This window comes from Actomonas aquatica (assembly GCF_019679435.2).
GTDB lineage: Bacteria > Verrucomicrobiota > Verrucomicrobiia > Opitutales > Opitutaceae > Actomonas > Actomonas aquatica.
On sequence record NZ_CP139781.1, the window covers coordinates 233,908 to 255,219 of the forward strand.

The 21,312-nt window shown below is 64.7% G+C and carries 12 protein-coding genes; 7 read left to right on the forward strand and 5 right to left on the reverse strand.

All coding sequences use genetic code 11. From position 1 onward, the window contains the following. Positions 1-32: 32 nt before the first annotated feature. Genes K1X11_RS00930 through K1X11_RS00945 form a run of 4 tightly spaced genes read left to right on the forward strand, consistent with a single transcriptional unit; the run spans position 33 to position 6,092 of the window. On the forward strand, positions 33-1,451 hold the full coding sequence (locus K1X11_RS00930; RefSeq protein ID WP_221029012.1) for a hypothetical protein: 1,419 nt from the start codon (positions 33-35) through the stop codon (positions 1,449-1,451). 52 nt (positions 1,452-1,503) lie between these two features. Then, a complete protein-coding gene (locus K1X11_RS00935) occupies positions 1,504-2,181 on the forward strand; it encodes an HAD family hydrolase (RefSeq protein ID WP_221029011.1) in 678 nt (225 codons plus the stop codon). After that, positions 2,178-4,244 (forward strand): excinuclease ABC subunit UvrB, encoded by a 2,067-nt coding sequence (uvrB, locus tag K1X11_RS00940; RefSeq protein WP_221029010.1) that lies wholly within the window; start codon positions 2,178-2,180, stop codon positions 4,242-4,244. Before K1X11_RS00935 ends, uvrB begins: the two co-directional genes overlap by 4 nt. Before the next feature lie 57 nt (positions 4,245-4,301). Further along, a complete protein-coding gene (locus K1X11_RS00945) occupies positions 4,302-6,092 on the forward strand; it encodes a hypothetical protein (protein WP_221029009.1) in 1,791 nt (596 codons plus the stop codon). 15 nt (positions 6,093-6,107) lie between these two features. Here K1X11_RS00945 and K1X11_RS00950 read toward each other — a convergent pair whose 3' ends face one another. The 5 genes from K1X11_RS00950 to K1X11_RS00970 all read right to left on the reverse strand — a co-directional run bounded on the left by K1X11_RS00950 (position 6,108) and on the right by K1X11_RS00970 (position 18,212). Next, complete coding sequence (locus K1X11_RS00950; RefSeq protein WP_221029008.1) at positions 6,108-6,989, reverse strand: response regulator transcription factor; 882 nt, start codon at positions 6,987-6,989, stop codon at positions 6,108-6,110. 67 nt (positions 6,990-7,056) lie between these two features. Further along, positions 7,057-10,923: a hybrid sensor histidine kinase/response regulator gene (locus tag K1X11_RS00955; protein ID WP_221029007.1), complete on the reverse strand. Its 3,867-nt coding sequence runs from the start codon at positions 10,921-10,923 to the stop codon at positions 7,057-7,059. Between the two features lie 33 nt (positions 10,924-10,956). After that, the gene (locus tag K1X11_RS00960) at positions 10,957-14,841 is read right to left on the reverse strand and encodes a response regulator (RefSeq protein WP_221029006.1); all 3,885 of its coding nucleotides are present in this window, start codon (positions 14,839-14,841) and stop codon (positions 10,957-10,959) included. Between the two features lie 20 nt (positions 14,842-14,861). Next, positions 14,862-17,114: a fused MFS/spermidine synthase gene (locus tag K1X11_RS00965; RefSeq protein ID WP_221029005.1), complete on the reverse strand. Its 2,253-nt coding sequence runs from the start codon at positions 17,112-17,114 to the stop codon at positions 14,862-14,864. Positions 17,115-17,309: 195 nt separating this feature from the next. Beyond that, on the reverse strand, positions 17,310-18,212 hold the full coding sequence (locus tag K1X11_RS00970; RefSeq protein ID WP_221029004.1) for a LysR family transcriptional regulator: 903 nt from the start codon (positions 18,210-18,212) through the stop codon (positions 17,310-17,312). A 55-nt stretch (positions 18,213-18,267) separates the two neighbouring features. Here K1X11_RS00970 and K1X11_RS00975 point away from each other — a divergent pair, with 55 nt between their 5' ends. From K1X11_RS00975 to leuD, 3 genes are all read left to right on the forward strand, one after another. Further along, on the forward strand, positions 18,268-18,984 hold the full coding sequence (locus tag K1X11_RS00975) for a class I SAM-dependent methyltransferase (RefSeq protein ID WP_221029003.1): 717 nt from the start codon (positions 18,268-18,270) through the stop codon (positions 18,982-18,984). A 172-nt stretch (positions 18,985-19,156) separates the two neighbouring features. Next, on the forward strand, positions 19,157-20,584 hold the full coding sequence (gene leuC / locus K1X11_RS00980) for a 3-isopropylmalate dehydratase large subunit (protein WP_221029002.1): 1,428 nt from the start codon (positions 19,157-19,159) through the stop codon (positions 20,582-20,584). A 111-nt stretch (positions 20,585-20,695) separates the two neighbouring features. Next, complete coding sequence (gene leuD / locus K1X11_RS00985; protein WP_221029001.1) at positions 20,696-21,298, forward strand: 3-isopropylmalate dehydratase small subunit; 603 nt, start codon at positions 20,696-20,698, stop codon at positions 21,296-21,298. The last annotated feature ends 14 nt before the right edge of the window (positions 21,299-21,312 follow it).

Below are 21,312 nucleotides of genomic sequence, written 5' to 3' on the forward strand. Positions count from 1 at the left end.
ATTCGCCGGAAGAGTCGCCCACACTTCTTTTGATGTATGGTTTCCTCTATCGCCTGGGCACATGGTTGCTGCAAAAGGTCGGCGTCGCGGTGCTTATCGCGGTGATCGGGCTCGTGGGCGTGGGGCTATGGTTCTTTCTGCGGGACCAGGTGGACCTGGAGACGCGACGTCTGGAATACGTGGCGGAGCTTGAGGCGCGCCGGGTGGAGATCGTGAGCGCCAAAGCCGAGGCGCTGAAACTGGCGGAGGAAGTCAAAGCCTCCGCCAGGGTTCAGGAGGAGCGCATCGCGCAAGCCAATCGCATCATCGAGAGCCTGCGCGCCCTCGAGAGCTGGTGGGATCGCTGGTTTGGCGACGCGGAGCAAAAAGCCACCGACCAGGAACGCATTGAGCGGCTCACCAACCTGCGAGGTGAAGCCTCGCGCGAGCTCGATGGGCTGCGCGAGACCTTGAGCGACATCACCCTGCAGACCGAGACGTATGATTTTCAGCTCAACAGCATCGAAAAGGACCTGGAGGGCAGCGCGGCCTCCGAGAGTGCGGTCTCGCACTATGTGCGCGAGGCTTGGCAACACTCCAAGACCTATTTGGCGGTAGCTTTGTTGGTGTTTTTCTTCGGTCCGACGGTGGTGAAGCTGCTCGCCTACTACCTGCTCGCGCCGTGGTTATCGCGCGGCAAGGCCATCCGGTTTCAGGAGGAAGACGCGATCGCCGTGCCCCACGTGCGGCCGAGTGCGGTGTCCTGCGAGGTGGGGCTGTGGCCGGGCGAGGTGCTGCGGGTGAAGGAGAAGTTCCTGCAGACCAGCGACGATGACCTGCGGCGCAAAACCCGCTTCCTCTTCGACTGGTCGATCCCGTTTACCAGCTTGGCCTGCGGACTCAGCGAATTGGTGGAGCTGCGCAACGGCAAGGCGGGCGAACGCGCGGCGCTCACCCTGTCCAACAGCGACGATCCGCACGTGGAGCTTTCCGTCATTGAGGTGCCCGACGGTGCCTCGATCGTGCTGCGGCCGAGTTTTTTGGTGGGCGTTATCACGAAGGATGAGGAGCAGGTGGAGATCCGCCGCCGTTGGACGCTGTTGCGTTGGCAGGCTTGGATCACGCTGCAGTTCCGTTTCTTCGAATTTGTGGGCCCCTGCCGTTTGGTGGTGGCCGGTAGTCGCGGAGTGCGGGCGGAGGTGCTTAAACCGGATCCGCTCAAAGCCACCCGCACGGCGCGACGCACCAACCAGCGCGCCACCATCGGTTTTACGCCGACGCTCGATTATCTGCCGGTGCGGGCCGAGACTTTCTGGGGCTACTACCGCAACATGAACCCGCTCTTCGACGACCTCTTTGCCGGAGCCGGTATCTTTGTGATGCAGGAGACCGCGACGGAAGGTGAGCGCGCCAAGCCGCAACGCTTCTGGGAGGCGATCTGGAACAGCGTGCTTAAGGTGTTCGGCATCTAGGCCGCGCCGTTGGGCCGCTGGCGACCGTCCGTCGGCCATTTACCGTATTTTCATGACCATTACACCCGATCAATTGGGCATGCTGTTCGACTGGGACGGCGTTATCATCGATTCCTCCCGGCAGCACGAAGAGAGCTGGGAACGCCTCGCCGCCGAGGAAGGTAAGGCGCTGCCAGACGATCACTTCGTCAAAGGCTTCGGCAAGAAGAACGAGTTCATCATCCCCAACCTCCTGGGCTGGGCGACGGGCCCAGCTGAGGTGCACCGCCTGTCCCTGCGCAAAGAAGCGCTCTATCGCGAGATCGTGGTGGAGAAAGGACTCGAGGCGCTGCCCGGCGTGCACACCTTTCTCGACCGCCTGCGGGCCGCGGGCATCCCGACCTGTGTGGGCTCCTCCACCCACCGGCAAAACATCGACACGATCCTCGAAGTGATGGGCTTCACTGGCCTGTTCGACGACATCGTCACGGCCGAGGACGTGAGTGAGGGCAAACCGCACCCCGAGGTCTTCCTCAAAGCGGCGGGCAAAATCGATCGGCCGCCGGAGCGCTGTGTGGTCTTCGAAGACGCCTTTGCCGGCATCGACGCCGCCCGCGCCGGCGGCATCAAAGTCGTGGGCGTCGCCACCACGCACGACGCCGCGACGCTCGCGCCCCGCGTCGACCGTGTCGTGCATCAACTGGACGAGTTGTCGATTGAGAATCTTTGCGCATTGGTAACAGCTAGATGAGCCTCTTCCAACTTGCCGCCGATTATCAGCCGACTGGGGACCAGCCCCAAGCGATCGAAGCCTTGGTCAACTCGATCAATGCGGGTAACCAGGCGCAGACGCTGCTCGGCGTCACGGGCAGCGGCAAGACCTTCACGATGGCCAACGTCATTGCGCGCTGTGACCGGCCGACGCTCATCATTTCGCACAACAAGACCCTGGCGGCGCAGCTCTTCTCGGAGTTCAAAAACTTCTTCCCGAACAACGCGGTCGAATACTTCGTTTCCTACTACGACTACTACCAGCCCGAGGCCTACATCTCGTCGTCGGACACCTACATCGAGAAGGATTCGTCCATCAACGAGGAGATCGAGCGCCTGCGCATCGCCGCGACCAGTGCGCTGGTGTCGCGCCGCGATGTGATTGTGGTCGCGTCCGTCTCCTGCATCTACGGCCTCGGTTCGCCGGAGGATTTCACCACGCTGCGTGTCGAACTGCGACGCGGCGGACTCATGCCGCGACAGGAGTTGTTGGAACGACTCGTCGACAACCTTTACGAGCGGAACGACTACGACCTGAAACGCGGTCGTTTCCGCGTGCGGGGTGACGTCATCGACATCATGCCGGCCTACAGCGAACAGGGCCTGCGCGTGGAGCTGTGGGGCGACGAGGTCGAGGCGATCAGCGAGTTTGATCCGCTCACCGGAAACACCCTGCGCGAGCTGCAGCAGTTTGATCTGTATCCTGCGAATCAATACGTGACCACCAAGGGCAAGCTCGATGCCGCGGTCGGTGCAATCAAGACGGAGCTGGATCAGCGCGTGGCGCAGTTTGAAGCGGAGGGCAAATACCTCGAGGCACAGCGCATCCGCATGCGCACCAACTACGACCTCGAGATGCTGCAGGAGATGGGGTTCTGCAACGGCATCGAGAACTACTCGATGCACCTCTCAGCTCGTAAACCCGGGGAACGCCCCTTCTGCCTGATCGATTTCTTCCCCGAGGACTTCATGCTCTTCATCGACGAGAGCCATGCGACCGTGCCGCAGATCGGCGGCATGTTCAACGGCGACAAGGCGCGCAAAACGGTGCTGGTTGACCACGGGTTCCGTCTGCCGTCGGCTCTCGAAAATCGTCCGCAGTCCTTCGCGGAGTTCGAACAAATCACCGGACAAACCCTCTACGTCTCAGCCACCCCGGCCAAATACGAGATGGAGCGTTCGGCCGTGGTCGCGGAGCAGGTGATTCGACCGACGGGGCTGCTGGATCCGGAAATCGTGCTGCGGCCGACGAAGGGCCAGGTGGAAGACCTGATGGGCGAAATCCGCGCCGCCGTCGAAGCCGGTGAACGCGTGTTGGTCACGACGCTCACCAAACGCCTTTCCGAGGACCTCACCAGCTACCTGCGCGAAGCGGGTGTGCGGGTGGAATACCTGCACTCCGATATCGATGCGATCGAGCGCGTCGAGATCCTGCGCAATCTACGGCTGGGCAACTTCGATGTGCTGATCGGCATCAACCTGCTGCGCGAAGGTCTCGATCTGCCGGAAGTGGCGTTGGTGGCCATTCTCGACGCCGACAAAGAGGGTTTCCTGCGCAGCGCCACGTCGCTCATCCAGACGGCCGGCCGCGCCGCGCGTCACGAACGCGGTCGCGTGATCTTTTACGCCGACAATCAGACCGACTCCATCAAGCACACGCTCGCAGTGACGATGGACCGTCGCGAGAAGCAGATCGCCTACAACGAAGCGCACGGCATCACACCGCGCAGTGTGGTGCGCGCCGCGCAGGCGAGCTTGCACGTTTATGACGGTAGCGGTCGCGGCGTGGACGAAGAGGCGGCGGTCGCCGAGGGCAGCGACGAGGATGTGTCGGCGGTGATCGAGGAGCTCGAGGTCGAGATGACCGAAGCATCCGGTCGCTTGGAATTTGAGCGGGCGGCGCTGCTGCGCGATCAGATCGAGGCGCTCAAAACCGGCGACTACAAGAAGCTCGCCAAAGTGAGCGACCAAGCCGCCCGTGGGGGCCGCAAAAAAGGCAAAGGCAAGGGCGGCGTCTATCGTGGTGGCAAGTGGCGGAAGTAGCCGTCGGCTGCGGTGGTGTTCTTGCCATTGTCGCCGGGCAAACCTTCGCTCTGCGCCGTGACGCGTTGGTTTCGAATTTGCGGGCTGTGGTTGCTGGCGGGGCTGTTAACAGCTCACGCCCAACTGGAGGTCGCGCCGGACGATGCACAACGTCCGCCGACGGCGGAGTGGTTGGAAAACGTGCTTGGCGCGGGCGAGCAAATGACCTGGTCGCAGCTCTCTCGCGCGGCGAGTGATGCGGCTATCGTCGCCGCCGAAGCCAATCGCAGTGAGGCGATGGAGGGTTGGTTGGTGGTGGCGCGCTGGGCCCGCGTGATGGGCTCCAATCAACGCGACGTCAGCGATCGTTGGATTCTGGCCATGAACCAGGCCGGGCTCGGTCATCCCAACATGCCCAGCGAATACGACGTGCCCGACGCGATTGTGAGCGAGCGGCTCACCGAGGCGTTTGTCGTGCAGCTTTTCACCGATGTGGAGCTCTCGCGCAGCCTGTTCGATCTCGTCTCGCCCTACGACAACTTGCTGGTGGTGCTCGATCATCTGCAACGCCTGCAGCAGGTGGGGGGCGCAGACTTTACGCGTTATCGGCAACTGGCGCTGGCACTGGCCCTCGTGTTCGACACGCCGCCCCCGCCGACCTGGCCGCATGGTCAGGTGTCGTCGCGCCTGCTGCCTCGGGAACGGCCGGACATCGTCGAGGCGTTTGGCTTTTGGATCCAATCCGACCGTCGTCGGATGACGCTGCACCGGCTCGATCAACTGAGTGCGGCGGAACTGAAGTTTGTGGTCGATGCGGCGGCGCCGTTTGCGGAACTCGCCTGGGTGCAGCGTCAGCCGCGCTTTGATTTTGCCGGTCTGCCCCGGGCGTATGATGCGGTTGAATACGCGACGGCGCGCGCCGATCAGGGGATCTATCTGTGGCCTGGGTCGAGCTACGCCTTGCCGGCCATTCTGAGCGCGGGCGGCATTTGTATTGATCAGGCCTACTTCGCCAGCGAGGTGGGCAAGGCGCGCGGCGTGCCCACGCTGCTGTTTCGCGGAGCCGGGTTGGATGGTCGGCATGCGTGGTTCGGCTACCTCGATGCGCGCCGCCACTGGCAGTTTGATGTGGGGCGTTATGAGGAACAGCAGCTCGTGGCGGGGCTGGCGTTTGATCCGCAAACGTGGTCGGTCGTCAACGACCACGAACTGGCGTTTCTGGCGGAGGGTTTCCGGCGCCTGCCAGCGTATCACCAATCGCGAGCCTGGCAGTATCTGGCCGCCGAGCAGCTTGGGCGGGGCGATCCGGCTGCGGCGGTGGCAGCGGCCAAGCGCGCGACGGGTCACGAGACGCGCAACGTCGCGGCATGGGATATCCTAAGTCTGGCCGAGCGCGAAGCTGGCGTGAGTGCGCGCGAGCGGGAGGGCACCCTGCGGCGGGCGGCGTGGGCGCTGCAGCGCTATCCGGATCTGCATCTGCGCTTCATGCGCGAAGTGATCGCGTTGATGCGGGAGCACGGACAAGTCAGTGCCGCAGCGCAGGAGGAGCGTATGTTGGCGCGCAGGTTCACCGGGGAGCGCATCGATCTGGCCGTGGCGCAGGCGGCGGAGCGCATGAGTCGTTCGCTGTCGGAAGATCCGCCGGCCCTGCAGATGCGGGTGTTTGCGAGCGTGCTGCGGCAGTTTGGGCCGGGCGCGGGCATCAAGGCCTTTGATGTGTTGGTCGAGCCGCGCGTGATTGCTTTGCTCAGAGCCCGGCGGGTCGACGAAGCGAGGCAGGTGGTGGCGGTGGCGCGGCAGACCTTGGCACCGGAAGCGGGCAGTCAATTGGCCCGCGAGTTCGCCAATCTGGAGCCGATGTTGCGGTAGGTCCCGTCCGTCGCGTTACGACGGGCGCAGCATGTCCTGGGCGGTGACGGCGGCGGCGGCGCGGGTTTCGCAGCCGAGTTTGCGGAAGATGTTTTCCACGTGCTTGTGGATGGTGCGCACGCCGGCGCCGAGGATGGTGGCGATGTCGGGATTGCTCTTGCCCTGGGCGATCCACCAGAGGACCTCCGCCTCGCGGGCAGTGAGGCCGAGCTGCAGCAACGCGGAGGGGTTGGGCGAAGGGGCCTTTTCCTCGAGCACGAAGAAATGCAGGTCGTCGCGACCCGGCTCGGTGAAGCGGCGCAGGTGCAGGCCGCAGTCGGCGCGCGAGAGACTGGCGGGAAGTTTGCCCACGATGCCGTAATCGGCGCAGTGGCGGTGCAGAAGCGACTCGGCGAGGCGGGTGGTGAAGACGACCTCGTTGTCCATGTCGGTGATGACGACGGCGCGGTCGAGCGATTTGGCGAGTTGGTTCTCGGCGTCGATGCGCAGCGCGAGTTCGTCCTCGAGGTTGCGGCGCAGGGTGAGCAACTCGAGGTGGGTCTGCACGCGGGCGAGCACCTCCTGCTCGAAGAAGGGTTTTACGATGTAATCGACGGCGCCGGCGGTGAAGGCACGGACCTTCTGCTCGGGCTCGTCGACCGCCGTCATGAAGAGCACCGGAATGGTGCGCCATTTGGGGTGTCGCTTCAGGCGCGCGCAGGTCTCAAATCCGTCGAGACCGGGCATCATCACATCCAGTAAGATGAGGTCAGGCACGCTGTGCTCCAGCTGGGCGAGGGCACTCTGGCCACTCTCGGCGACCAAAACTTCATAGCCGGAGTCGCCGAGTGCCTCCAAGAGGACACCGATGTTGGCGGGGGTATCGTCGACGACGAGAACGCTGGCGGGGGCTGGCATGAGAGTGAGTCGAGAGAGAATTTGATGCCAGCCAATGGCGTCAGATCCGTCAACCCATGGCTGAGGACTAGCCCTCAGTTTCTGCGAGAACCTGTCGAATCCGGTCCATTTGGTAGGCTGCGATGAGCGGCCGCAGGGACTCGGCCAGCTGGCGGGTGGTCGGGTTGTGCGCGGGCAACTGCTCGACGAGTTGGCGGAGGCCACGAATGTCGCCGCGTTGCGCGCGTTGCCGGAGTTCGGCGAGGAGTTCGTCGGACGCGGGTTCGTCGCTGACATTCTCGGCGGGCTCCGCGATGGCCGGAATCTCGCGCTCCCATTCGAGTTTTAATGCGCGACCGAGTCGCTCGAGCAAATCGGACTCCCGGAAGGGTTTGGGAAGGAAGTCGTCGCATCCGGCGTCGAACGCGACCTGCGGGTCAAAGGCCAGGACCGACGCCGACATGAGAATGACTTTCGGACTGGTGCCGTGATCGCGACGAATGCGGCGGGTGAGTTCCAAGCCGTCGATGCCGGGCATGCGCAAATCGAGGATCAGACCATCGGGCAAGGGACCGCTCTGTAGGGATGCGAGCGCAGCCTCGCCGTCGGCGGCTTCTTCGACCGTGAAACCGAGCGGCTCCAGCAACTCGCGCAGCAGCGAGCGATTGACGGCGACATCATCGACGACGAGCAGGCGGCGAGCGGACCCCTTGTATCCGGTGATCGGAGACGCGGGGGCCGTGGCGTCTTCCTGCAGGGCCTCGACCTCCTGCAATTGCAGACGGAACTGGAAACGGCTGCCGCGACCGAGGGTGCTGTCGACGACGATGTGGCCGCCCATGAGTTCCACGAGGTGCTGACTGATCGAGAGGCCCAGACCGGTGCCGGGCTCGGGCGGACGCGAGTCGACGGCCTGGTGAAACGGTTGAAAGAGGCGTGCCTGATCGTCCGCGCTCAGGCCGACGCCCGTATCGCTCACAGTGATGTCAATCGTGCTGCTCGCGCCGGGCGCCGCGACGGCATCGAGGCGCACCTCGCCGGTGGCGGTGAATTTTACGGCATTACTCAACAGATTTTCGATGACTTGGCGGAGTTTCTGGGCGTCACCGATCACCTGGACCGGCAAGTCGTCGGCCATGGTGAGGCTGAAGCCCAGGCCCTTGTCGTGAGCGCGGGGCTCGAGGTTGGCGGCGATGTCGCGCAGGAGCGACGGCAGGTTGAAGGGCGCGGGACGCAGATCGATTTTGCCGGCCTCGATTTTGGAGAAGTCGAGCACCTCGTTGATCATGCGCAGCAGGTGTTCGCCAGAGTTGGCCACGACGCCAATGCGCTCGCGGTTGCGGGTGGTGAGTTCCTGATCCTTGAGCAGGATGTTGGCGTAGCCGATGACGCCGTTGAGAGGCGTGCGCAGCTCGTGGCTCATGTTGGCGAGGAAGGTGGACTTGGCGCGGTTGGCGGATTCGGCCTCTTCCTTGGCGACGGCGAGGGCGGCGGTGCGGTCTTCCACCAGCGCAGCGAGGCGGCGGTTTTCCCGTTCGTCGGCGGCGTGACGCCACCGCACGAAACCGGTGAGCAGGCCAAAGCCGACCAAACCGTAAGCGAGATAAGCAACGTGGCTACGATACCACGGCGGGGTGACACTGAAGGTGAATTGGTTGATCTCGCTTTGGTGGCCGGCCGAATCGGTGGCGCGAACTTGGAGCGTGAAGGGACCGCCCTCGAGATTGGTGAACGAAACCTGCGGGATGGCGCTCGGCGTCGACCAGCGATCGCTGTAACCGAGCAGCCGGGTGGAGAATTCGAGTTCGTCGCCGGCATCAAAGCGTGGACTGGCGAACTCAAACACCAACGGATCGCGCGAAAAGGGTAAGGTGAGTGCCGCCGACGATTCGTCGCGCTCGAGCAGCGGCACGGTGTGGTCGGCTTGGCGCAAGGTGCGCACAATCGGTTGCCAGCTCGCGGGCGTGCTCTGGAGCTCATCGAGCACGAAGCGCACGTGATTGTCGTAGCCGCGGGCCCAGAGCACGGGACGATCACCGGTGTCGTCGGAGTAAACCACAGCCACGCCGGCGAAGCCGATCTCGTTGAGCGCGTTGCCGGGCGCGGATTGCCATTCCGGCTCGCCAGCAGCGTTGGCCCGGAAACGGCCGAAGGGGTGCAGCGCGGTCATGGCACTCTCGCCGAAGACGGAGGCCCAGGTGGCACCGTCGGGCGTGACAATGGTGGGCGTCATCGCGTGATCGGTGGAGCCTGCAATGGGGTAGCGGTCATCCGGGAGAAACTGGCGGTTGGACGCGTCAAACTTGAGGCCGCCGGCGTCGGTGAAGAACACGGTGCCAAACGCACCTTCGGTCACGGTGCACCAGGTGGTGGCCTCGGGCACGCCGCGCTCGCGGAAGTAGTTTTCCAGCGGATACTCGTTCCAATCGGTGATGCGGTCGGCGGCCGGGATGCGCCAAAACCCGCTGCGGTAGCTCGCCACCCAGAAGTCGCCGTTGGCCTCTTCGACGCCGGTGAAGCAGGCCCCGATGTCGGTTTTTTCGGCGACGATTTTCCAGCCGGTGGCGTTGTCATGTTGTAGCACTGCGAAGCCGTCGTTGCCGGCGAGATAATAGCGACCCGGCACCAGGCGAGACGGGAAAAGCATCTTCGGGTGGCTGTGCGAGAGATCGAGCACGAGCTCGTGTTGATCGCCGGGGAGGAGCCGGTGCAGGCCAGCCGAGCTGGTGAAGTAGAGTTCACCGTCCTCGGCGGCAAAGGCGAAGCCGTTGGTGATGTCGTCGATGATGCGCTCGAAGCGGGCGGGGCGACCGGTGGTGAAATCGGGTGGACTGAGGCGGTAGAGGCCGTCGAAGGCGCCGGCGTAAACCTTGCCGTCATGGCGGAACCAGCCGTCGATCGTGCCGGGGGTGGGGCCGTTGGAGTTGTCGAACACCGTCACCGGACTGCGATAGTCGATGCGCACCAGGCCGGAGTTGAGGCCGGCCCAGAGTCCGCCGCGGTCGTCGAGTTTGAGGTTGAGCACGGCGTTGTCGGCCAGGCCGGTTTCGCGATCGAGACGGCGGATGCGTTGGCCGTCGGGAGAGGTGATGATCAGGCCACTCTGGCTGGTGGCGAGGGCGAGCGTGCCGTCGCCGAGGTTGACGAGGGCGTTGACGCGGTTGGTGCGGGCAACGTCGTCGAGTGGGCCCGGAATGCGCACGAGGGTTTGGGTGGCCTCATTGATCTCGAAGGCGCCGCGTTGGCCGATGACCCACAGGGGGGGCTGACCGTCGCGGGGGGCGGCGACGGGCGCGCGACCGCTGATGACCTCGGTGTCGTGGGCGACGACGGTGGCGGTGTCGCCCTCGATGCGGGAGAGATCGGTGTCACTGCTTTTCCAATACAGTTGGTCGCCTACCACGATGAGATCGCGCGCCTGGCCGGGCGTGACTGCGGGGTAGTAGTGCAAATCGTCGCCGCGTTTGCGGACGAGGGCGTTGGGGGTTGAGATGTAGAGGGCGTCACCCACCGCTTTCACGTCGGCGGCGCGGGCGACGTGGCGGAGCTCTTCGGGCAGCGAGGGCAGAAAGGACGTGTAGTGCAGCGCACCGGTGTCCGGGTCGGTCTCGTAGTAACCGACTTGATTGGCGCTGGCCGCCCAGATGCGCCCCTCGGGGTCGAGGGCGAGTCGGTAGGTGTAGGTGAGCGGGGCGCGGTGGTGCTGCCAGCGAATGCCGTCGTATTGGAGGATGCCTTGGACGTTGGCCAAGTAGATGAAACCGTCGGCGCCTTGGAGGATGTCGAAGACCTGCGGGTGACCGAGGTAGTCGGTGGGACGGAAATCGCGGAATGGTGGACGACCCGACTCAGGGTCGAGCAGGTTGGCGTGCAGCGGCGCGAGAGTGCCCGGGGCGAACGCAAACAGCGTGCCGAGCAGGAGGGCGGCGAGGCGGCGACGGAGGGGGCGGACCATGGACAAGGAGGGGAGTTGCAATCGGGTGGCGGGTCAATCGCGCGGCATCAGCTCAGCGATGCGCTGGCGCAGGCGATCCATTTGGAAGCGGTTGGCCAGGTCTTCGAGCTCGGCCGCGAGCGCGGAGTCGAATTTGGGGGATTCGCGGAGGTGGTGCAGAGCGGTGCGCAGGCGACGAATGTCGCCGCGGGCGGCGGCTTCACGGAGGTGTTGCCATGCTTCGCTGGCTGGCAAATCACCGTCGATGGCGGCGCTGTCGGCGAACGGCGGGGCGGAGTCGGTGTCACGTTCGCGGATCCACTGCAGGTTGAGGCGTTGGGCGAGGCGGCGCAGGAGGTCCTCTTCGTCGAAGGGTTTGGCGAGGAAGTCGTCACAGCCCGCGTCGAAAGCGACCTGAGGGTCAAAGGACATCACCGAGGCGCTGGTGAGAATGATCAGCGGGTGGCGCGAGTCGTCGGCGCGGATCTTGCGGGTGAGTTCGAGGCCGTCCATGTCGGGCATGCGCAAGTCGACAATGACGGCGTCGGCCGGTGCTTCGCGCAGGCGGGCGAGGGCGGCGGCGCCACTCATGGCGGTGTCGACGCGGAAACCGAGGGGCGTGAGCAGGTCGGCGAGCAGGCGGCGGTTGGTTTCAACGTCGTCGACGATGAGCACGCGACGGCGTGGACCTTCGTAACCGGCGAGGTTGGTATTGCTGCCAACCGGCGCGGAGAGCACCGGTGTCTCCAGGTTCTCAAGCGCGATGGCGAAGGCGAAATCACTGCCGCGACCGATCTCGCTCTCGATGGTGATTTCGCCGCCCATGAGGCCGACGAGGCGTTGGGCAATGGACAAGCCCAGGCCGGTGCCGGGTTCGGGGGGGCGACCGTCGGCCGCCTGTTGGAAAGGTTGAAAGAGCGTCGCCTGATCGCGTGAGGACAGGCCCACGCCGGTGTCGCGCACGAGGAATTGAAAGCGCGTGCGGTCGTCGGCGGCCGGGCGGCAGGACACCTCGAGGGAGACGCGACCGCGGGCGGTGAACTTGATCGCGTTGCTGAGTAGATTGTCGATGACCTGGCGCAGCTTCTGGGCGTCGCCCAGCACCTGCGGCGGCAGGCGATCGGTGGTGATGAGTTCGAAGTGCAGCCCCTTGCCATCGGCGCGCGGTTGGGCGGCGGCGGCGATGTCACGCAGGAGGGCGGACGGATCAAAGGGGCCGATGTGCAGGTTGAGAGCGCCGGCTTCGATTTTGGAGAAGTCGAGCACCTCATTGATCATGCGCAGGAGGTGCTCACCGGAGGAGGTGACGATGCGCGCCTGTTCGCGGCCGGCTTCGTCGAGGGTAGTATTGCGCTGGAGGATACGGGCGTAGCCGATCACGCCATTGAGGGGCGTGCGCAGTTCGTGGCTCATGTTGGCGAGGAAGGAGGACTTGGCGCGGTTGGCGGTCTCGGCCTGTTCCTTGGCGACCGCGAGTTCGGCGGTGCGCGAGGACACGAGGTCCTCCAGGCGTTGACGTTCGCGCTCGCCGCGGGCGAGGCGCCAGCGCACGAAGCCCATCACTGCGCCGCCGGCGGCGAGCAGGTAGAGCGCGATCATGGCGGGGGCGCGGAACCACGGGGGGCGGATGGTGAACCGGAACCGGGCCGGTTCGCCGGTGATGCCGCGGTGATCGACGGCGCGCACCTCGAACGTGAGGGGACCACCACTCAGGTTGGTAAAGGACACCTCGGCGCGGGCATCGGGCGCGGACCATTCGTCGTCGAAGCCGATGAGGCGGTGCTGAAAGCGCACCGTGCTGCCGTTGCGGTAACTCGTAGAGGAAAAGCGGATACGCAGGGCTTGGCGGGAGAAGGGACGCACGGTGCGGGTTTCGCGCGCGGCCAGCCAGGATTCGCCGCCGCGGCTCACCTCGCGGATGACCACGGTGGGAGGCGCGGAGGCTTCGATGCCGTCGTTGCGTTCCATGCGCACGATGCTGTCGGGTCCGCCAAACCAAAAGGTCTCGGCATTGGCGCGGGGGGCGGCGGAGACATCGATGGCGCCGTTGACACCAAGAATACTGGCGGCGGCGGCGGGCAGGCCGTGCCAGGCATAAGGCGCGTCCGGATCCTGCGCGGAACTGAACCAACCAAGCCGCGGCTGGTGGGGAGCGAGGGCAGTGAAGAACTGACCAAAGAGACGGCCGGTATCATCGGAGCCGATGGCGGTGGTGGAGATGATCTCCTGACCATCGATGCGGTATTCGGTCGGCTTGACGAAGCGGTCGGTGGCCGGGTCGTAGCGGTAGAGTTGATTCTGGGTGACCGTGAAGATCTCGCTGCCGACGTTCTCGACGATGGCGGATCCACCGTCCTGCGGCAGGCCATCGGCAACGCCGTAGAAGCGAGGCGTGGGCGCGGATTCGGCGGCGGGCGTGGCGAAGGTGAGGCGGACGACACCACGAGTGATGGTGCCCAACCACCAGACGCCGGGTTCGGTGGGTTTGAGCCAGACCACCGGCGTATGCAGATCCTGGTTACGGGCGAATTCGATCCACTCGCCGTTGACCTGATGGGCGAGGAAGTAGCCGAGGTCGTTGCCCACCATCAGCACGTTGCCTTGGCGGGCGATGCCGATGGCGGCGGGGCGGGTTTCGATGATGTTTTCCAGCTTGTTGTCGCGGAGCACGGCGAGGTGGCGGGAACGGCCGACGAAGAGGGTTTCGCCGTCGGAGTAGAGATTGCGCACTGTGTCGTTGTCGGTCGGCAGGCGCACCCAGCGGGCGGGTTCGTCGTCGGTGGCCGGTTCCACCCAGTAGAGCCCGTCCTCGCCGATGGCGTAGACGCGACCACGGTGGGAGATGAAGTTGGTGAGGGTCTCGGCGCCGAACCCGCTCTCCGGACCGAAGACGGTGACGTGGGGGTTGAGTTCGAGGCGGGAAGCCCCGCGATGATGGGAGAGCCAGACGCCGCCCTCGTGGTCGAGACTGGCGAAGTTGACCACGTCGCTGATGAGTCCGCGGTTTTCGCCGAGTTCGTGGAGCAGGGCACCGTGCTGATCGAGGATGAAGACGCCGCGGCCTTGGGTGGCGATGACCAAGTGACCGGTTGGAGTGCCGACGGCGGAGCGCACGACGCGACCGGCACCGCGTTGGGGCAGCGGGGTCGTCCAGGTGCTCTGGTTGCCCTGGGCGTCGAAGCGATGGACGGTGGCATCTTCCATGACCAGCACGAGTGGATAGCCGGGCAGGTGGGTGATGGCGCGCATGAGCGGATCGCGCAGTTCCGGGATGTCGGGGTAGGGTTCGGTCCAGCGGCCGTCGGAGTAACGCTCCAAACCGCGGCCGTTTTGGAAGATTTGGATCGAATCCTCGCGGCGCAGGAGCGTGGGGGCGTTGGGGCCGGGCCGATCCCAGATGCGTGTTTGGGTGGCATCGTTTTCCACCCAGCGCACGACGCGATTGGGCAGGGAGAACCAAACGGCGTCGTCCTCGACCAGGATGGTCCAGATCTGGGTGACCGGCAGCACGGTGGCGGGCAACTGTTCGATGAGGCTCTCGTAGCGCCAGGAGCCGTCGACTTGGCGGCGGATGCGGCCGAAGTCGCCCATGGGCGACACGTAGATGGTGCCGTCGGCGGCGGGCGCGACGGCGAGGATGGGGCGATCGGTGACGGGGATGCGTTCCCACGTGGTGCCGTCGTAGACGACCACGCTGCCGAAGTTGGCGAAGTAGAGCAGGCCGTCCGGACCTTGGCGCCCACCAAAGAGCAGCGGGCGGGATTCGTAGTCGCGGATGGGGAAGTTCTGAATGAGCGGCAGACCGCGTTCGTTTTGGGCGGGAAGTGTTGCGGGCGTGAACAGGCCACTCAGAACCAATACGAGAATGAGCAGACCCCGACTCAACCTGATGGCCGACGAAAGCGCGTGGGGGAGGGATGGCGATGAGGCGGGGGGCATAACCAAGGAGGAAGAGAAAATTAGCGGAGCACGGACCAAAGGCTGGCGAATTCATCGGTCCACGTGACACCTTCGAGTTCGGTGGGCGCGGCGAGGCCGGTCCAGGAGGTGATGGCGCGGTCGTCGAGGGCGGCGCGTTGGGGCGCGAGGGCGATCCACTCGCTGGAGAATGCCCACCAACGGTCGGCCTCGGGCCGATGAATCAGGTGAGCGAGGGTGAGGCCGAAGTGTTGAGCATGGGCCTCCAAAATGCGGCGCAGGTCGACGAGGCGGTTGGAGACATTGACGACCAGCACGCCGTCGGGCGCGAGGCGGCGCAGGTAGGTGGCAAAGGCTTCGCGGGTGAGCAGATGCACCGGCACGGCGTCGCTGCTGAACGCATCGAGCACGAGCACGTCGTAGCGCGGCGCGTTGGTGTCGGCGGCCTCTTGTTCGAGCAGGCGGCGACCGTCACCAAGTCGCACGTCGACCTCGGCGGCGGTGTCGGCGAGGTAGGTGAAACGGGTATGGGCCAAGTCGACCACGTTGGGATCGATTTCGAAAAAGGTCAGATGATCCTGCGCCATGCCGTAGGCGGCGAGGGTGCCGCTGCCGAGCCCGATCACGCCGATGTGGCGGCCGGGTTGTTGATTGGCGCGGGATAGCACCCGCCAGATGCCGCTGCCTTCGCTGTAGTAACTGGTCGGATACGAACGATAGTCGGGGTGGCGCAGCTGGATACCGTGGGTGGTGTTGCCATGGCCCATGAAGCGGCTGGCGGCCCGGGGATCGTCGCTGGGGTAGTCGGTCACCGTAACTTCCCCGAAAAATCCCCGACGGCTCTCGACCAAGCCGGGCGGAGGGCGCAGGGCGCTACCCACCGTGTGCCACGCGGAAAACGCCACCAAGAGGATGAGACCCACGGTGGTGCGCCGCGTCCATTGGCGAGCCCAGCCAGGAGGCAGACGAAAATCGATCGCGACCACAAGCACGGCAAGACAGGCCAAGGTGAGCGGGTGTTGTTGCGCCAGATCGAGCAGCAGGTGCAGGCGAGCGCCGAGGCCGGGTTCTTCCACGGGACGCAGGAGCGGAGCGAGGACCGACGCGGCCAGGAAGCCGGCGGCCAGAAGGCGGGCTAGACGCAGGTCGCGTTCGCGAGTGAGTTGCAGCACGAAACCCGCTAGCACCGCGGTCCAGAGAACGGGCAGATCGACGTCGAAGTTGAACCAGGCGGGCGAGGCAACGGCGACGAGCAAGGTGCCCAGCACGCCCCCGGCCGCGAAACTGAGATAGAATGCAGTGAGGTGAGTAGCGGCGGGACGGCTGCGGTAGACCTCGCCGTGACAAATCATGGTGGCCACCGCGAGGGCGGCGAGGTGGGTGATGAGCAACTGGCCGAGCGGGGCGGTGGAGGCGAAAACCCGTTGGTCGAGACTCACCAGCAAAGTCACCGGTAACAAGAACGCGAATACGCCACGGCGATACCAACGCGGGTGGTCAAAGGTGAGGATGAGGCTGCCGAGGTAGATGGTGAGCGGGCCGATCCAGAGAAAAGGCACCGCCGCGACATCGAGGGTGAGGGCGGACGTGGAGGCCGCCAGCAGGCCGGTGCCAAGGGCGCCCCAGCCGATCCAGCCCAGACGTTGTCGGAGCGAAGGCGCCGCTGGCGCATCCTCCTCCGCGGCGACGTCTGGGGTCTCACGGGCCGGTGAGGCGTGTCGCAATTTCCAGCCCGCCCAAACAATCGCGAACGCGAAACCGACGAATAACCACGACCAAGCGTAGGCTTGGTCGACCCGAGCGAGCCAAGGCTCAATGAGCACGGGGTAAAGCAGCAGCGCCAGCAACGAGCCGGCGTTGGACAACGCGTAGAGCCGGTAGGGCGAACGCTGCGGATGGCCCAGCGCGAACCAGCGTTGCAGGAGCGGGCTAGACGCGGCGAGCATGACGAAGGGCGGTCCGATGGTGGAGCTCAACATGGCCAGCACGGCCCAGACCGGAGACAGCGCGTCGGTGGCGTCGGCGACCGGGGCTACCGGCACCGGCGGCAACGCGATACAGGCGGCGACCAGCAGCGCGAGGTGGACGACCCACTGGCGCTTCGGAGGCAGGTGCTTGCTGAGCAAATGCGCGTAAAAGTAGCCCAGCAGCAGCGCGGTTTGAAAGAAGAGCAAACAGGCCGTCCAGACCGCGGGAGCGCCCCCCCACCACGGGAGAACAAAACGGCCCATCATGGGTTGGACGAGAAACAGCAGGAAGGCTCCGAGAAAGACCGCGGCGAAGAACGGAAACATGGCAAAGGTCGAGGGTATTCCCTTGCGACATGCCCGGAGGGACCGCGAGCGGAAACGGGCGGGGGACGCGGCAGATCGATGGCGGAGTTCGCGGGCTCACCCCTAAGACGTTCGGGGGCGAAAGGCGACCGGGTCAACCGGTCGTTGGTCCGCTTACGCACCTTTGCGTAGGCGGCGGAGGCGGAAGGACTTGGGTCAGGCGTTGCGCACCGCTTCGAGGAAGGCGGTGAGCGCCGGAGGATTGTCGGCCGTGTCGCGCCAGGCGAGCGTGAGATGGCTCTCAGGCGTCGGACCGGTGAGGCGGCGGAAGACCACATCCGGCGGCAGAATGCGGGCCTCGGATGAGCACATGAAGGTGATGCCGATCCCGGCGCGCACGAGACCGATGGCGTTGGCGCGGGGCCACACCTCCTCGGCGATGCGCGGGGTCACGCCGGCCGCGGTGAACGCCGCGAGCGTGCGATCGTAGAAACTGGAATTGAGGTGCCGCGGGAAGAGCACAAACGGCACGTCGACGAGGTCCTGCAGGCGCAGGGTTTTGCGTTTGGCGGCAGGGTGGTCGGCAGGCAGGACGACGCCGTTGCGCTCGCAGAGCAGTTGGCGGGTTTTGAAGCCCGGGGGCAGCATGTGGGGGTGCAGGAAACCACAGGCGATCTTGCCGGCGCGCAGGGCTTCCACCTGGGCGGAGGTGGGCGACTCGTTGAGTTCGACGCGAATCTTGGGGTGGGCTTTTTGAAACTGGCGGAGGATGCCGGGCAGGACGGTGGCCATGGCCAGACCCGTGAAGCCGACGCGCAGGGTGCCCGTCTCGCCTTCGGCGATCGCCTGCAGGTCGGAGGGCAGGCGCTGCAATTGGTAGAGTAGGGGATCGATGTGGTCGGCAAGGTGCTTACCGGCAGGGGTCAGCTCCACGCGGCGGCGGGAGCGGGTGAACAGCGGAGTGCCGAGGGCGTTTTCGAGGTGTGCGATCTGACGGGAGAGGGCGGGTTGGGCGACACCCAACGACTCGGCGGCGCGCCGAAAATGGAGCATCTGGGCGACCTCGCGAAAGTAGACGAGGTGCCGGAGCTCGAAGTCGTATTGATACTCACGAGGCATTAGTGAGGACCAAATGAGTATTTCCGAGTTATCTCAAGATTTGATATCGTGAGGCATGATTCAGCAATGGGATGCCCAGACCTACGATGCGCCGCGCCGCCGCTTGGTGCCGTGCTTCGAGGACTTTTATGGGACCGCGGCGGAGTTGGTGGCGCGGATCGCGCCGTCGCATCCGCGGTTATTGGAGTTGGGCTGTGGCACCGGGCTCCTGAGCGAGCAGGTGGTGCGCCGCGTGCAGCCGGGGCGGCTGGTGCTGTTGGATGGCTCGACCGACATGCTGGCTGTGGCCTCGCAACGGCTGGCGGCTTGGTCGCCGGAGACGGTCGCGGCCGATTTCGCGGGCGAGCTGCCGGCGGGGCCGTTTGACGTGATCATGTCATCCCTCGCCATCCATCATCTGGAGGACGACGCCAAGCAGCGGCTCTTCGCGCGCGTGTTTACGCGACTGGCACCGGGTGGGTTGTTTGTGAATGCCGAGCAGGTGCTGCATCCGACGCAGGACGGGCAGAAACTTTTTGAACAGGTCCACCTCGGTGCGGCGCAAGCACTTGGCAGCAGCGATGCTGAAATTGACGCGGCCGTGGAGCGGATGCGGGCCGATCGATGCGCCACCACCGAAGCGCAGTGCGGGTGGCTGGAGGCCGCCGGATTTCAGCACGTGGCTGTTTATTACCAATGGTTTAGATTCGCCGTCTTGGCCGGAGTTAAGCTGCCGAAACGAGACGTAAATGAACTCGATTCATGCCCGTTGATGCCTGGCGGGTATCAATAATGACCGAGCAAGTATTTCCTATTAATTCAATCACCTGATAACTTAACCACGGTTCAAGTAGTTGTGTGACCGCGGGGGTCGTGGTTCAGCAAAGAGTTTCTTTGATTTCTTAGCCCCAAACAGCGACCCTCGCGGTTTTTCTTTCCCACACTTGATCCAGACTCCGCCCACCATGGCTCTTTCCTTGTTTGAAAAAGTATGGAATGCCCACGCGGTGCGAACCTTGGCCAACGGCCAGACGCAACTGCTCATCGGCACCCATCTCATCCACGAAGTAACGTCTCCGCAGGCGTTTGGTATGCTGCGCGACCTGAACCTGCCGGTGCTGATGCCGACCCGCACCTTTGCGACGGTCGATCACATCGTGCCCACGGATCAATTGGTCGAGCCCTACGCGGATCCGCTGGCGCAGGCCATGATGGACGAGCTGCGTAAGAACTGCGCGGAGAACAACGTGACCTTCTTCGACCGGGGCACCGGCAAGCAGGGCATCGTTCACATCGTGGGTCCCGAGCAGGGTATCACCCAGCCCGGCACGACGATTGCCTGCGGTGACTCGCACACCTCGACGCACGGCGCGTTTGGCGCGATCGCTTTTGGTATCGGCACCACGCAGATTCGCGACGTGCTGGCCACGCAAACGATGGCGCTGGGTAAACTCAAGGTGCGTCGCATCGAAGTGAACGGCGAGCTGCGGCCCGGCGTGTATGCCAAGGACGTCATCCTTCACATCATTGCCCAACTCGGCGTGAACGGCGGCACGGGTTACGCCTACGAATACGCCGGCTCGGTGTTCGACAACTTCACCATGGAGCAGCGCATGACCGTCTGTAACATGTCGATCGAAGGCGGCGCCCGAGTGGGTTATGTGAACCCCGACGAAACCACCTTCGAATACCTCAAGGGTCGTCCCTACGCACCGTCCGGCGCCGACTGGGATGCGGCGGTGGAGCGCTGGAAGGGTTTCGCGTCAGATCCGGGCTGCACCTACGACGACGTCGTCATCATCGACGCGGCCGACATCGCGCCGACCGTCACCTGGGGCATCAATCCCGGTCAGGGCATCTCCATCGAGCAGAACATTCCGGATCCCGAGACCGCGGCCGATGTGGATGAGCGCGCTTCCATCGAAGAAGCGTTGCAATACATGAAGCTCGAGCCGGGCGCGCCGATCAAGGGCACCAAGATCGACGTCGCCTTCGTCGGTTCCTGCACCAACGGCCGTCTCTCCGACTTCCAGGAAGTCGCCAAGTATCTCGAGGGCCGCAAGGTCGCCGACGGCGTGAAAGCCATCGCCGTCCCCGGCTCCCAGATCGTGGCCGCCCAGTGCGAACAGCTCGGCCTCGACAAGATCTTCTCCGCCGCCGGCTTTGAATGGCGCGGCGCGGGTTGCTCGATGTGCTTGGCGATGAACCCCGACAAGCTCGTGGGTGATCAGCTCTGCGCGTCCTCCTCCAACCGCAACTTTAAGGGCCGCCAAGGTTCACCGACGGGTCGCACGATTCTCATGAGTCCGCTCATGGTCGCCGCCGCCGCCGTGACCGGTGAAGTCGCCGACGCTCGCGAAGTCTTCGAAGTGGGCGAACTGGCCGCCGTTTAAATCCGCAACTTTAGCGCCCACGGAACACACGGAATTCGCGGAAAAGAAAACCCCGCTCTTTCGTGTCGTCCGTGTATTCCGTGGGCCAACTTCTTCTTTCCTCCTCTTTCCATGGCTCTCGAAAAAATCACCTCCGTCACCGGTAAGGCCGTGCATGTGCCCGGCAACGACATCGACACGGACCGCATCATTCCCGCCCGCTTCATGAAGTGCGTCACCTTTGACGGGCTGGGCGAATACCTCTTCTACGACGTGCGCAAGGACGCCGACGGCAACGACAAGCCGCACCCGCTGAACGACCCGCGTTTCAAGGACGCCACCATCCTGCTCTCCGGTGCCAACTTCGGCTGCGGTTCCTCCCGCGAGCACGCTCCGCAGGCGATTCAGAAGTATGGTTTCCGCGGTATCGTGGCGGAGAACTTCGCCGAGATCTTCTTCGGCAACTGCACCACGCTCGGCATCCCCTGCGCGGTCGCCGCCCGCGCCGACATCGCCAAGGTCGCCGCGGCGGTCGCCGCCGATCCGGCGATCGAAGTGTCGATCGACGTTGATGCCCAGGTCGTGCGCTTCGGCGACCAAAGCATCCCGGCCAGCATCCGCGACACCGCCCGTGATGCGTTGCTCAACGGTCGTTGGGATGCCATCGCCGAGCTGCACGAAGGGGTGCCGCAGGTGAAGGAACTTGCCGCTGGTTTGCCTTACATGGCGGTCTGATCAGGAACGGCTCA